Source organism: Cyanobium sp. ATX 6E8 (assembly GCF_024346335.1).
Taxonomy (GTDB): Bacteria; Cyanobacteriota; Cyanobacteriia; order PCC-6307; family Cyanobiaceae; genus Cyanobium_A.
This window is the reverse complement of the sequence record NZ_JAGQCT010000012.1, coordinates 1-12,413: the sequence shown is the minus strand read 5'-3', so window position 1 is coordinate 12,413 and position 12,413 is coordinate 1. Positions and strand designations below refer to the sequence as shown.

Below are 12,413 nucleotides of genomic sequence, written 5' to 3'. Positions count from 1 at the left end.
AGTGAGCGGCGAGAATCCCTCCATCCTCAAAGAGTCGAGCGCAGCGTGGGCACGAGTGTGGTGGTGGTGTTGAACGACCGCAAACGCCTGCATCAATTGAAGGACCGACTGGCGGAGTTGCAGCCGCCGATGGTGCGGTTGGAGGCCATCGGCGCAGGCGAGCAGACCCTGGCGGAGGTGGAGCGGCTCAATCCGGCGGTGGCGCGGCGCAACCGCCAGCGCTCGATGGCCCGCTGGCTGATCCCTTTTGGCTTCCTGGCCGGCCTCACCTTCACCTACATCACCGACCTCGACACCTTTGCCTTTGCTGGCGCTTGGAGTCAGCACCTGATCGGCGCCCTGTTGGGCATGGGCTCGGGCTGGATGGGCAGCTTCGCGGCGGCGGCAAGCGTGCGCTCAGAAGAAGACGACCGGATCCGCAGCCTGCGCAACCGGGTGGAGGAGGGGCACTGGCTGCTGCTGGCCGAAACCGCCAATGGCGTTGAGATGCCGTGGATCAGCCTGCAGCAGGCCAAACCGTTGGCCGTGGTGCGCCTGGGCGATGGCTAGGCAGGCGTGGATCTGATGCTGCCGCGGCGCGACCTGCTGGAGGGCAGCCAGCACCCCCAGGAACTGAAGGCCGTGATCAACGCGGCCGACCAGGCCCTGCGCACCTGGGAGCCGGTGTGGACAGCCTTTGTGGACGCCGAGGTGTGCGAGGAGGCCGAGCAACGGCTGGGCGACCTGAGCGAACTCAGCCTGAGCAGCAGCGGTGGCTACCCGGGAGCTGAGCGGCGGCGCCTGCTGCTGCTGCGTCGCGAGGCGGCCCTGGAGCCCAACGCCGTGCCCCAGGCACTGATGGGCCTGGAGATCAGCGGCAACTTCCTGTTCGATCCCGCCGAACGCGCCGATTTCCGGGCAGGGCTGCTCGCTCTCGGTGCACAGTCCGACAGCCTGGGCGATCTGTGGGTGCGGGGCGATCGGGGCGCCCAGGCGGTGCTCACCGCCCAGCAGGCGATGGCCCTTGCTGGGCTGAGCACCACGGTGCGCACGGTGGAGGTGCAGCTGGAAGCCCGCCCCCTCGATCAGCTGCAGCTGCCCGCCGCGCGTCAGCCGCGGCGCTTCCACACCGTGGAGGCCTCCCTGCGTGTGGATGCGGTGGCCTCAGCGGGCTTCGGGATCTCGCGTAGCCGCATGGCCGAACTGATCCGCCAGGGCAGCGTGCGACTCAACTGGCAGCCCATCTCCAGCGCAAGCCGCCTGCTGGCAGCGGGAGATCGGGTGCAGCTGGAGGGCCGAGGCGAGCTACGGCTTGAGACCATCACCGCCACCAAGCGGGAGCGCTGGCGCATCGAGCTGGTGCGCTGCTGAGGTGGTGCGGCCCCCAGCAAACCGATCTGTAAAGTGAGCGAGCTTCTGGGGCGATTAGCTCAGAGGTAGAGCACTACCTTGACACGGTAGGAGTCACTGGTTCGATTCCAGTATCGCCCACTTTGATCGCCCACGTTCCTGACTGAAGATCAGCTGCAGTGTCCGAGATGGCAGTCACGGCAAGCGGTTTGACCGTGGTTGTGGGTCTGGCTCGCTCCGGGATCGGCGCAGCTCGGTTATTGCACCATCTAGGGCGCGCCGTGCTGGTGATCGACAACCAGAGCGGTCCTGCCCTCGAAGCCAAAGCCGCCGCGCTGCGGCAGAGCGGCATCCCTGTCCAGCTGGATGCCCCCCTCCACCCCGACACCTTTGCTGCCCTGACGGCGCCCCTGGCTGCGGTGGTGGTGAGCCCGGGGATCCGCTGGGATCACCCCACCCTGGAAGCGCTGCGCCGCCAGGGCATCCCCACCCTGGGCGAGCTCGAGCTGGCCTGGCAGGCCAACGATGCTGCCGTGCCCTGGATCGGCATCACCGGCACCAACGGCAAAACCACCGTCACCCACCTGGTGAGCCACCTGCTGCAGCACGCCGGCCTGGATGCACCCATGGGCGGCAATGTGGGCTTTTCCGCCGCCGAGCTGGTGCTGGAGCAGCGGCAACGCAGCACAGCGCCGCCCGACTGGTTGGTGATGGAGCTCAGCAGCTACCAGATCGAAGCGGCCCCGCAGGTGGCCCCCGACGTGGGCATCTGGACCACCCTGACGCCGGACCATCTGGAGCGCCACGGCAGCCTCGATGCTTACCGCGCCATCAAACGCAGCCTGCTGGAGCGTTCCAAGCTGCGCATCCTCAACGCCGACGACCCCGATCTCCGGGCCCATGCCAGCAGTTGGGACCAGGCCACCTGGATCACCGCCGGCCAGCGCAACGACCTGCCCGCCACGATCCACCCCAGCCTCTGGATCGAGAACGGCCAGGTGATGCGCGCCGTCAAGCCTGGCGCTGGTGCGGCAGCCGAACCCTTGATGGCCGCCGACAGCCTGGCCATGCCCGGAGCCCACAACCGCCAGAACCTGCTGATGGCCGCCGCCGCCGGACTGGCCGCCGGGCTCTCAGGCCCCCAGATGGAGCAGGCCTTCCGGGCTTTTCCCGGCGTACCCCACCGGCTCGAGCGAATTCGCGATCAGCAGGGCATCTGCTACTTCAACGACAGCAAAGCCACCAATTACGACGCTGCCGAAGTGGCGATCCATGCCTTGGAGGGCCCCCTAGTGGTGCTGGCCGGCGGCGAATCGAAACGCGGCAATCCCGCCGGCTGGCTCGCCGCGCTGCAACACAAAGCCGCTGCGGTGGTGCTGTATGGCGCTGCTCGGACGGAATTCAGGCGCCTGCTCGAGGAGGCTGCGTTTGCGGGGGTGGTGCAGTGCTGCCCGGGTCTGGCCGAGGGGGTACCCCTGGCCGCCGAACTGGCAACAACCCTGCACTGCCGCGCCGTGCTGCTGTCACCCGCCTGCGCCAGCTTTGATCAATACAGCGACTTCGAAGCCCGCGGCGATCACTTCCGGCAACTGGTCGCCACGCTGTAGCGGCCCAGAGGTCGACCTCTAGCATCCAGTCCAGAGCCGTCCGCAGCGACGCCCATGGCCTTTTGGTTGATGAAGAGCGAGCCCGATGTCTACGGGATCGACCATCTGCAGCGGGAGGGCACCACACTCTGGGATGGCATTCGCAACTACCAGGCCCGCAACTTCATGCGGGCCATGCAGATCGGCGACCAGGCTTTCTTCTATCACTCCAACACCAAACCACCCGGCATTGTGGGCCTGATGGAGGTGATCGAAACCCAGCTCATCGATCCCAGCCAGTTTGATCCCAGCTCGAAATACTTCGACCCCGCCGCCACTCCGGAGCGCCCCCGCTGGGACTGCGTCCGTCTGCGGTACGTGCGTCACTTCGACAGCCTGCTGAGCCTGGATGCCCTGCGGGACAACTTCAGCCCAGAGGAGCTGGGGGTGGTGAAACGGGGCAATCGGCTCTCGATCCTGCCGGTGAGCGTCAGCAGTGCCGAACAGCTGCTGACGCTGCTGGAATCCCCATGAGCAATCTGGCGCCACGCCACCAAAACCCATTGGCGATTCGCAGCGCGGTCGAGCGGGGCTGGGCAGCCTTTGCCTGCAGCCCCTGGGCGTTGATGGGATTCACCCTGATCGGTGGTGGCATCAATCTGCTGAGCCAACTGCTCTACCGCCATCAGAGCAAGCTGGTGATCTCGCTGCTGGGGCGGCCCGATCCCCTGCCGATTGCCCTGGCGGGCTTCGCCTGGATCCTCTATGTGATCACGGGTCTCTGGCTCGTGGTGGGGTTGATGCGTGGAGCGCTGCTGGCCCTCAACCAACAGCGGCCCCGGCTGGGCGACCTGCTGCGGGTGGATGGACGGGCCATGCTGCGCTGTTTCGGGATGCTGGTGCTGATCCTGGCGGTGCTGGCGCTGATCGTGCGCCTGGCCCAGGCCAGTTCGTGGTTGCTCACTCTGATTCAGCCGGTGCTAGCCCCGCTACCGCTGCTGGCGGGCCTTGCCGCTGTGATCTACTTCAGTGCCGACCAGATTCTGAGCCTGCCGCTCACCCTGATCGGCGGTCTCAATCCCTTGGCGGCCTTCCGTTGCAGCCGGGCTGCGACCGACCCCCACTGGCTCCAGTCTTTGGGGCTGGCCATGGTGCTGCTCGGCCTGGTGCTGGCCGGTTTCCTGGTGCTGCTCGTCGGGCTCGTGGTCACCCTGCCGCTGGCAGCCTGCACCCTCACGGCGGCTTACCAACAGCTGTTCGGCACCGACGACCGGGGCCGGCTCACGGGCTCCTGAAACCGACCTGGGCGGGGAACAGATTGGCCAGATAGCAGCGGGTCACCCCGCGGCTGTGCAGGCCGTTCTGCACCAGAAAGCCAGCGAGGGCTGCCTGGAACAAGCGGTATTGATCCCAGTTGGGATGCTGCGCCATGAAATCGTGCATCGACGCCAACAGCACCTCCGGCACCTCGGCGTGAAAGCTGACCATCGCAGCAGCCGCTGACTCAGGCTCCTCAGCAGCCTGGGCGACGCTGGCTGGACGAGCATCAACAGTGGTCTGCAACTCCATTGGGGCTCAACAAAGACTTGGCACCAGTTCTCCACATCCGCTCACAACCGTCAAATCGCCGTTCCACGCCCTACAACCAGGGCTCCCAGGCTGAGATCGCCTGCCCCTCAAGGAACCTGCACCCGGCCCACCCCGCCGGGGCCGCTGCGGGAGGTAACCGCGGGCGCTGTCAAGGGGAAAGCAGACAACGGCACCATTCTCCCCAGAGCCAAGCCCCAGACCCAGATCCGGGCCCCTGGCCTGGGGAAAACCTGGGCAAAACACCCGCGATTCTTGGGGGGCAAGCGGGAAAGCGACCGTGATCAGCACTGCTGATTAACACCCAGATTGGCCGGGTCTCAGCTGGGATCGTTCTGGGCCAAGGCCGACACGAGAGCGGCCACCAGGGCCACGCTGGCCTCGGGCCGCCAGCCGCCCTCCACAGCCCGGCTCCGTGAGGCCGGCGTGAGCACAAACCGCAGCTGCCACACCTCTCGGCCGCCCTCCAGGGCCATCCAGAGCGGGCCCCGCTCCAGCTCCAGGCTGATCGTCTCCTCCACCATCAGCTGGTCGACCAGGCCGTGATGCTCCTGCACCAAGTGGACCAGTCCCTCTTGCAGCCCCTGCGCCTCATCGGCGGTCAGCTCCACCGCCCAATCCTGGCCGCCGATCAACACAGCAAAGGGGTGGCGGCCTGGATCCACCAGCCAACGCCACCCCTCACCCTCCTGCACCTGCATCCTGAACCTGCCTGGGCCAGCCTCAGCCAGGCAGCAGGTCGGGCTGATCCTGCTCGTCGCTGAGCTCAACAATGGCCCGCTGCACGGGCTTGATCATCGAGTCGTCGAGCAGGCCATCGAAATCATCGAAGCGGCGCTGCTTGGCCCGGAAGGCAATGCGCACCGTGGTGAGGTAGCGGTTGCTGGAATGGCGAATCAGGCTTTCGGCCCGCTGGGCCAATTCCTTGGGGTTGAGATCAAGACCGCTCTGCATAAACACCACCTCGATGGAGCAAGCCTAAGTCAGCAGCGGCAGCCCCCTGGCTAGAAGTGGGGGATGGGCGGCACCCTGGCGATCGATCTGGGCAGCAGCACCACGGTGGTGGCCTACCAGGCACCCGGCGCAGCGGCGCAGCTGCTGGCCTTGCCGCCCTACAGCAACAGTGAACCGGTGGTGGTGCCCACCCTGCTCTGGCTCAGCGAACCCGCCCCATCCCGGCCCCTGATCGGACGCCAGGTGCTCGAGGCCGGCCTGGCCGATGGCGACGATCCCCAGCTGCACCGCGACTTCAAACGCCAGATCGGCGCAGCCCCCGCAGTCGGATCTGCCGCCATGGAGCCCGCCCCAGGCAACGGCCTGCCCCTCTCGCCGGAGCAAGCCGGCGCCCTGCTGCTGCGTCGGCTCTGGGCGGCGCTGCCCGCCGACCTGGAACCGCAGCGGCTGGTGCTCACGGCCCCGATCGACAGCTACCTGCGCTATCGCCAATGGCTGCAGGAGGTTTGCAGCGAGTTGGCCGTGCCCGAACTAGCCCTGGTGGACGAACCCACCGCCGCCGCAATCGGGGCGGGCTTGCCGGCCGGCAGCACGGTGCTCGTGGTGGACCTCGGTGGCGGCACGATCGACCTCTCCCTGGTGGCCCTGGAAGGGGGCGAGGGCAGGCCGGCACCGATGGCCCAGCTGCTGCGCTTCGCCGGCCGCGAGTTGGGGGCCAGCCGCCAGGTCCTGCGCTGTGCCCGGGTGATCGGCAAAGCAGGCCTGGCCCTGGGGGGCCGGGATCTCGACCGCTGGATCGCCGCCGAGCTCTGCCCTGGAGCACCGCTGAATGGTGCGCTGCTCCAGGCTGCAGAAAATCTGAAGTGTCAGCTCAGCAGCAAGGAAGAGGCCCTGGCGCTCTGGAGTCCCCCGGGGCCAGGCCAGCCGCCCCAGCCCCTGCGGCTGAGCCGCAGTGCCCTCAACAACCTGCTGCGGCAACGGGGCCTGCTCGCCCAACTCGATGGCCTGCTGGAGGAGGTGCTGGCCGCGGCCCGGCGCGAGGGCCTGGCCCTGCAGCAGATCACCGCCGTGCTGCCGGTTGGAGGCAGCAGCCGCATCCCCCTGATCCGCCAATGGCTGAGCGAGCGCTGCAGCGGCGTGCCCCTGCGCGACGAGCGTCCGGTCGAAGCCGTGGCCCTCGGGGCCCTAGCGCTCACACCAGGCGTTCAGGTGCGCGACGTGCTGCGCCATGGCGTCAGCCTGCGCTGCTGGGACCAGCGCTCCGGTCGCCACCACTGGCAACCCCTGTTTGTGGCGGGGCAAGCCTGGCCCAGTGAGCGGCCGCTGGAGCTGGTGCTCGCCTGCAACAACCCCGACCAACGCGCCCTGGAGCTGGTGTTGGGAGAACCCGACAACGAACAGCGCAGCGAAGTGGTGTTCGAGGGCGGCCTACCGGTGCTGCGCCAGCGACCAGCGGGTCAGGGCCGGGTCCGGGCCTGGAGCCACCAGCCCCCACCCGTGGCCCTCGACACCCCGGGCCAGCCCGGCGAGGACTGCCTGCGGCTGGCCTTCCAGGTGAATGGTCAGGGCCAGCTGGTGCTTGAGGCCACCGACCTGCGCAGCGGCCGGACTGCGCAGGCGCGGGTGCTGGGTGCCGTGCGCTGAGCCCCCATGCGCTGAGCCCCCTTGCGCCAAATCGGTGGACGCCACAGGCGCTGCCCCCGCAAGGGTGCATTTGGCCCCATGCGCCCATAAAACGGAAGCTGTCTCCATGAGCCCCGCCTTGGGCCTGCGCCGCCACAGGCTGCCCCGATTCTGGCTCGGCCTCACCCTGGGTCTGGTGGCCAGCGGCGTCGGGGCGGCCTACTGGTGGGAGCAACAGCTGCCGCAACGCCTGGAGCAGGCCGCCCGGGGAGGCGATCTCGAGGCCTGCCTGCGCTACAGCGAACAACTCGAGGCCCTGCGCTGGCTCGGTGGCCAGGCCCCGGCCGAGCAGGGCAACTGCCGGCGCCGCAAGGCCGCCCAGCTGTGGCAGCAACAGCAATGGAGCCCCGCCCTGCAACTTCAGCTGCAACTGGTGAATTCCCAGGCCGGCCAAGCGGCCGACCGTCAACAGCTGGTGGTGTGGCAGCAGTCTCTGCAACAGAAGGCGCTCAGCCGCTTCCAGGAGGGCGACCTGCCCGGCGCCCTGGCGCTCCTGGCCGAGATGGGCGACGACCAGCGGAGCGACGGCAACAGCCTGGGGGACAAGTTGCGTGAAAACTGGACCCGCAACCGACTGCAGTTCGAGCGCGCCAAACGCCTTGGCGATCAACAGCGCTGGTGGGAAGCCCTCGATGCCCTGACCCGCATCGACCATCCCTGGTGGAAAACCCACAGCCGCGATGTGCAGGCCAAGGTGACGCAAAGCATTGAGAGCCTCAAGGGCCAGGAGCGCGAACGGGACGCCCACGGCCAACTGCCGCACACGGTGCCCGACTCACAGCTCGACGCCCAGGTGCGCCAGCGGATTGCCAGCGGCATGGACGAATGGTCGGCATTCCAGGCCGCCTGCCGGGCCCTGGGCGGCAGGGTGGTGGAAGCCGGACCAGAAACGGCCTGCAAGCGATGAGTGGCGCGTGACAGGATTAGCCCCGTCTCCAAACTTCGAGGCCATGCAGCCAGGTGATCAGGTCAAGGTCTCCCACAGCGTGGTCGTCTACCACCACCCCCAGCACCGCGGCGAGGCCTTTGACCTGCAGGGTCAGCAAGGCGAGGTGGTGACTGTTCTCAACGAGTGGAAGGGACGGGTGATCAGCCCCACCCTGCCGGTGGTGGTGGCCTTCGGCAAATTCCGGGCCCATTTCCGAGGCGACGAACTCGAGCCCGCCTAGATCTCCGGCCTCACCAGGTACACCCCTTCCTCCCCATCGATCCCCTGCAGGCAGAGCTGGATCGATTCTTGGCGGCTTGTCGGCACCACCCGACCGCAGAAGTCGGGTTGGATCGGCAGCTCCCGATGGCCACGATCCACCATGGCCAGCAAGCGCACCCGCTTCGGCCGTCCCCAGGCCTGCAGGGCCTCAAGTGCTGCCCGCACGGTGCGTCCCGTGAAGATCACATCGTCCACCAGCACCACCTCACGCCCATCCAGCGCCACCGGCAGATCGGTGGGCTGGGACAGTCGGGTTCCCACCCGCTCCAGATCGTCCCGATGGAAGGTGGGATCCACTGTGCCCTGATCGATCGGGTGAGCCGTCATCGCCGCCAAGCGCTGGGCCAACACCGCGGCCAACGCGACACCGCGGGTGGGGATTCCCAGCAGCACCAAGTCCCGACTGTTGGTGACACTCTCCAACACTTGGGAGGCCAGCCGGTCGAGGGTGCGCCCCAGATCCTGGGCCGAGAGCAGTTCAAGCCGATCGATCAGCACCGATTGGGTGTCGCCAAAGGCTGACCGTACCGGGATAGGCGGGAATCGCAGCACATCTGCACTGTAGGTTGGATTTGGAAGGCGTTGGTCCCAACGCCGCTAGGTGAGACGGGTGACAACAATTCCCTCCCAGCAGCAATCCACCCTGCACGCAGGCTCACCTCCGGCGTTTCGAGAATCTGCGGCTGTCGCCCCCGTCGTGCTCGCCATCCTGGATGGCTGGGGCTACCGCCACGAAGACGAACACAACGCCATTCGCGCCGCCAGCACCCCGGTGATGGATGCCCTCTGGCACGCCTATCCCCACACCCTGATTGAAGCCAGTGGGTCGGCCGTTGGCTTACCTGACGACCAAATGGGCAACTCGGAAGTCGGACACCTCACCATCGGCTCTGGTCGCATCATCCGCCAGGAGCTGGTGCGCATCAGCCAGGCCGTCAAGGACGGCAGCCTCGCCGCCAACCCCGCCCTCAACGCCCTGGCCGATGGCCTGATCCAACGGGGAGGCACCCTGCACCTGATCGGCCTCTGCTCCGACGGGGGCGTCCATAGCCATATCACCCACCTGGGTGGGCTGCTGCGCTGGGCTGCAGCGCGGGGTCTGTCAGATGTCTGCGTGCATGTCATCACCGATGGCCGCGACACCGACCCGAGCAGCGCCCCCCGATTCGTCGCCCAGGTGCAGGATCAGATCAGCCGGGCTGGCGTCGGGCGGATCGCCACGCTGTGCGGCCGCTACTGGGCGATGGACCGCGACAACCGCTGGGACCGCACCGAGAAGGCCTACCGCCTCTACACCGAACCAGCCCCCATCTCCGAGCTCAGCCCGGTCAATGCCATCCATGCCTCCTACGCCCTGGACATTGGCGATGAATTCCTGGAGCCCCTGCGCCTGGCCGAGGGGCTGATTGAGGCGGGCGATGCCCTGGTGTGTTTCAACTTCCGCCCCGACCGGGTGCGGCAACTGATTCGGGCCCTGGTGGTGCCCGACTTTGACGGCTTCGAACGGGAGGCGATCACCCCACTCGATGTGGTGACCTTCACCCAATACGAGAAGGGCCTACCGGTGGCGGTGGCCTTCCCACCGGAATCCCTGGATGGCCTGCTGGGACAGGTGGTCTCCGAGGCTGGACTGCGTCAGTTCCGCACCGCCGAAACGGAAAAATATCCCCACGTCACCTATTTCATGAATGGGGGGATCGAGCAGGCCTTCCCAGGCGAAGACCGCCATCTGGTGCCCTCACCCCGCGTCGCCACCTACGACCAATCCCCCGCCATGTCGGCGAGCCAACTCACCGACAGCTGCATCGCTGCCATCCAAAAGGGCATCTATTCCCTGGTGGTGATCAACTACGCCAACCCCGACATGGTGGGGCACACCGGCAAGATGGAGGCCACCACAGAAGCGATCAGCACCGTGGATGCCTGCGTGGGCCGACTGATGGAGGCCACCAATCGCATGGGTGGCACCCTGTTGATCACCGCCGACCACGGCAACGCCGAGACGATGGAAGGGCCCGATGGCCGCCCCTGGACCGCCCACACCACCAACCCGGTGCCCGTGATCCTGGTGGAGGGCGAAAAGCGCAAACTGCCCGGCCATGGCACCAATGTGCTGCTGCGCGACCAAGGCGGGCTGGCCGACATCGCCCCGACCATCCTCGAAATCCTGAACCTGCCGAAACCAGCAACGATGAGCGGCGCGTCGCTGGTCTTGCCCGCAGGCACCACCGCCGACGCCAGCCGCATCCCCCAGACGCTGGGCGTTTAGCCTGCGTCCATCAGCGGAGAGGCCATGATCACGTCTGTGTTGTCGTGGGTGTGGATCGGCAGTGGCGTGCTGCTGATCATCAGTGTGCTGCTGCACAGCCCCAAGGGCGACGGCATGGGCGGTCTGGCCGCCAGCGGCGGGTCCATGTTCACCAGCGCCCGCAGCGCGGAAGCCACCCTCAACCGCATCAGCTGGACGCTGCTGGCCATCTTTCTGGGGCTGGCCGTGGTGCTCAGCGCCGGCTGGCTGAACTAGGCACGCTCGGATGACAATGCCGCGCCGCAACCTACTGGTGGCCCTGGGATCCAGCCTGGGTGCCTTCTTCACCGGTGCCTCCCGCGCCGAAGCCGCCTCCAAAGCCCAGGATCCGGCCTGGCAGCTCAGCGAAGCCGCCTGGAAACAACGGCTCAGCCCGCCCGCCTACAAGGTGCTGCGCCAGGAAGGCACCGAACGGCCCTTCTCCAGTCCGTTGAACGGCGAAAAACGTGCGGGCACCTATCTCTGCGCCGGCTGCGCTTTACCGCTGTTCAGCGCCAAGGCCAAATACGACAGCGGCACCGGGTGGCCCAGCTTCTGGCAACCCCTGCCCAACGGCATCGCCACCAAGCTGGATTTCAAGCTGATCGTGCCGCGCACCGAATACCACTGCCAGCGCTGCGGAGGCCACCAAGGCCATGTCTTCGACGACGGCCCCAAGCCCACCGGCAAGCGTTATTGCAACAACGGCGTTGCGCTGACCTTCAAGCCCGGCTGATCGCTCAGCAGCACCTCCACAACCTCGAGCCCGGCGGCCAACTGGGTGGCCCTGCCGACCAGTGCGGCCAGCAGGCTGCGCAGATGGGAGCGGGCGACAAACTCCCGTTTCACCACCAGGGCCTCCCCGACTGTGATCGGCAAGGTGAGGGGCAAGGGCACGCAGCCATCCAAGAAGCCCGTCACCCGCTGCAGGGGCGTGCCGAAGCCGATCATCAAGTCCTCCACGGGCACCGTGTCAAACCAGCAGGCCTGCTGGACACGCCGATCCCGCTCCGGACACGACCAGAGGTTGTGGTCTTCGAGGATGCGCTGGGCCTTGGGGAAGGCGCCATCGGGCAACGGCAGCACGGGGTAGTCGGCCAGATCCGCGAAGGAGAGCCGATCACCACGCTGCAGGAGCGGGTGACCGGGCCTCACCATCATGTGCAGCGGCATGGCCGTGAGCTGGATGGCGTGCAGGTCGGGATGGTCGGGGAGATCGGGTGCGGAGCAAAGCCAGGCATCGATCACACCATGGAGCAACAGCTCGTGCGGCCGCTGGTATTCGAGATAATTGGAGTTGCCGCACGTCCAGGCGTCGGGCAGCTGCGTGGCCAACAAATGGCCGCACCAGTGTTGGCTGTCAAGCCGCAGGCAGCGGCCTTGCCGCCACCGCAGCAGCTGATGCACGGCGCGCTCCAGATCAATCAGAGCTTGGTCTCCTTGCAGGCACCATTCGCCTGCCCGTTTCTGCATCGCCAGGCCAAACACCTGCAGACAGCGGCGGCTGTGGCGGCTCACCGTCGACTGGGTGCACTCGAGATAGGCGGCAGCGCGCTCACCGGTGCGCAGCCACAACAGGGCATCCAACGCCGCCAACACCTCCACTGAGACCACTCAGAGCGCAGCCATAGTTGGGCAACCGTAGTGTCACTGACGTGACCCCCTTTGTTGGTCCAAGCCTTATGAGAGTTGGTGGGTGTGGTCATGCGGCAACTCCCTGTTGAGCTGCCTCCAGGGGCGTACGCCCCTGGAGGGCCGAGTGCGGCCTGAGAGAGTT

The 12,413-nt window shown here is 67.1% G+C and carries 16 protein-coding genes and 1 tRNA gene; 12 read left to right on the top strand and 5 right to left on the bottom strand.

What is annotated here, in order from left to right:
• The first annotated feature begins 45 nt into the window (after positions 1 to 45).
• From KBY70_RS10350 to KBY70_RS10325, 6 genes are all read left to right on the top strand, one after another.
• A complete protein-coding gene (locus KBY70_RS10350; protein ID WP_094560125.1) occupies positions 46 to 549 on the top strand; it encodes a hypothetical protein in 504 nt (167 codons plus the stop codon).
• Between the two features lie 15 nt (positions 550 to 564).
• Entirely contained in the window at positions 565 to 1,350 is a 786-nt protein-coding gene (locus KBY70_RS10345) for a photosystem II S4 domain protein (protein WP_254988497.1), read from the top strand.
• Between the two features lie 48 nt (positions 1,351 to 1,398).
• Positions 1,399 to 1,470: transfer RNA gene (locus KBY70_RS10340), tRNA-Val, on the top strand.
• Positions 1,471 to 1,517: 47 nt separating this feature from the next.
• The gene (murD, locus tag KBY70_RS10335; RefSeq protein WP_254988446.1) at positions 1,518 to 2,936 is read left to right on the top strand and encodes a UDP-N-acetylmuramoyl-L-alanine--D-glutamate ligase; all 1,419 of its coding nucleotides are present in this window, start codon (positions 1,518 to 1,520) and stop codon (positions 2,934 to 2,936) included.
• Between the two features lie 54 nt (positions 2,937 to 2,990).
• A complete protein-coding gene (locus tag KBY70_RS10330) occupies positions 2,991 to 3,449 on the top strand; it encodes an EVE domain-containing protein (RefSeq protein WP_094560124.1) in 459 nt (152 codons plus the stop codon).
• Between the two features lie 92 nt (positions 3,450 to 3,541).
• Positions 3,542 to 4,210 carry a hypothetical protein gene (locus KBY70_RS10325; protein WP_254988445.1) on the top strand — a complete coding sequence of 223 codons (669 nt, stop codon included), beginning with the start codon at positions 3,542 to 3,544 and terminating at the stop codon, positions 4,208 to 4,210.
• Here the strand turns inward: KBY70_RS10325 and KBY70_RS10320 are convergent.
• From KBY70_RS10320 to KBY70_RS10310, 3 genes are all read right to left on the bottom strand, one after another.
• Positions 4,197 to 4,403 carry a DUF2811 domain-containing protein gene (locus KBY70_RS10320; RefSeq protein ID WP_094560231.1) on the bottom strand — a complete coding sequence of 69 codons (207 nt, stop codon included), beginning with the start codon at positions 4,401 to 4,403 and terminating at the stop codon, positions 4,197 to 4,199. The two genes, KBY70_RS10325 and KBY70_RS10320, sit on opposite strands and share 14 nt — an antisense overlap.
• A gap of 419 nt (positions 4,404 to 4,822) precedes the next feature.
• On the bottom strand, positions 4,823 to 5,203 hold the full coding sequence (locus tag KBY70_RS10315) for a DUF1818 family protein (protein WP_094560122.1): 381 nt from the start codon (positions 5,201 to 5,203) through the stop codon (positions 4,823 to 4,825).
• Positions 5,204 to 5,225: 22 nt separating this feature from the next.
• On the bottom strand, positions 5,226 to 5,456 hold the full coding sequence (locus KBY70_RS10310; protein ID WP_094560121.1) for a DNA-directed RNA polymerase subunit omega: 231 nt from the start codon (positions 5,454 to 5,456) through the stop codon (positions 5,226 to 5,228).
• A gap of 63 nt (positions 5,457 to 5,519) precedes the next feature.
• On the opposite strand from KBY70_RS10310, the gene KBY70_RS10305 reads away from it, so the two are divergent.
• From KBY70_RS10305 to KBY70_RS10295, 3 genes are all read left to right on the top strand, one after another.
• On the top strand, positions 5,520 to 7,100 hold the full coding sequence (locus tag KBY70_RS10305; RefSeq protein ID WP_254988444.1) for an Hsp70 family protein: 1,581 nt from the start codon (positions 5,520 to 5,522) through the stop codon (positions 7,098 to 7,100).
• 106 nt (positions 7,101 to 7,206) lie between these two features.
• Positions 7,207 to 8,046 carry a hypothetical protein gene (locus KBY70_RS10300; protein WP_254988443.1) on the top strand — a complete coding sequence of 280 codons (840 nt, stop codon included), beginning with the start codon at positions 7,207 to 7,209 and terminating at the stop codon, positions 8,044 to 8,046.
• Between the two features lie 43 nt (positions 8,047 to 8,089).
• Positions 8,090 to 8,308, top strand: coding sequence for a ferredoxin-thioredoxin reductase variable chain (locus KBY70_RS10295; RefSeq protein WP_094560119.1), 219 nt, complete (start codon positions 8,090 to 8,092; stop codon positions 8,306 to 8,308).
• Here the strand turns inward: KBY70_RS10295 and pyrR are convergent.
• Entirely contained in the window at positions 8,305 to 8,847 is a 543-nt protein-coding gene (gene pyrR / locus KBY70_RS10290) for a bifunctional pyr operon transcriptional regulator/uracil phosphoribosyltransferase PyrR (RefSeq protein WP_254988442.1), read from the bottom strand. The genes KBY70_RS10295 and pyrR overlap by 4 nt on opposite strands.
• A 199-nt stretch (positions 8,848 to 9,046) precedes the next feature.
• Between pyrR and gpmI the strand changes: the two genes are divergently transcribed.
• Genes gpmI through msrB form a run of 3 tightly spaced genes read left to right on the top strand, consistent with a single transcriptional unit; the run spans position 9,047 to position 11,372 of the window.
• A complete protein-coding gene (gene gpmI, locus KBY70_RS10285) occupies positions 9,047 to 10,618 on the top strand; it encodes a 2,3-bisphosphoglycerate-independent phosphoglycerate mutase (RefSeq protein ID WP_233128549.1) in 1,572 nt (523 codons plus the stop codon).
• A gap of 24 nt (positions 10,619 to 10,642) precedes the next feature.
• The gene (gene secG / locus KBY70_RS10280) at positions 10,643 to 10,873 is read left to right on the top strand and encodes a preprotein translocase subunit SecG (protein WP_094560118.1); all 231 of its coding nucleotides are present in this window, start codon (positions 10,643 to 10,645) and stop codon (positions 10,871 to 10,873) included.
• Positions 10,874 to 10,889: 16 nt separating this feature from the next.
• Complete coding sequence (gene msrB / locus KBY70_RS10275; RefSeq protein WP_254988496.1) at positions 10,890 to 11,372, top strand: peptide-methionine (R)-S-oxide reductase MsrB; 483 nt, start codon at positions 10,890 to 10,892, stop codon at positions 11,370 to 11,372.
• On the opposite strand, the gene KBY70_RS10270 is transcribed toward msrB, so the two are convergent.
• The gene (locus KBY70_RS10270) at positions 11,330 to 12,250 is read right to left on the bottom strand and encodes a LysR substrate-binding domain-containing protein (RefSeq protein WP_143592864.1); all 921 of its coding nucleotides are present in this window, start codon (positions 12,248 to 12,250) and stop codon (positions 11,330 to 11,332) included. The two genes, msrB and KBY70_RS10270, sit on opposite strands and share 43 nt — an antisense overlap.
• Positions 12,251 to 12,413: the final 163 nt, after the last annotated feature.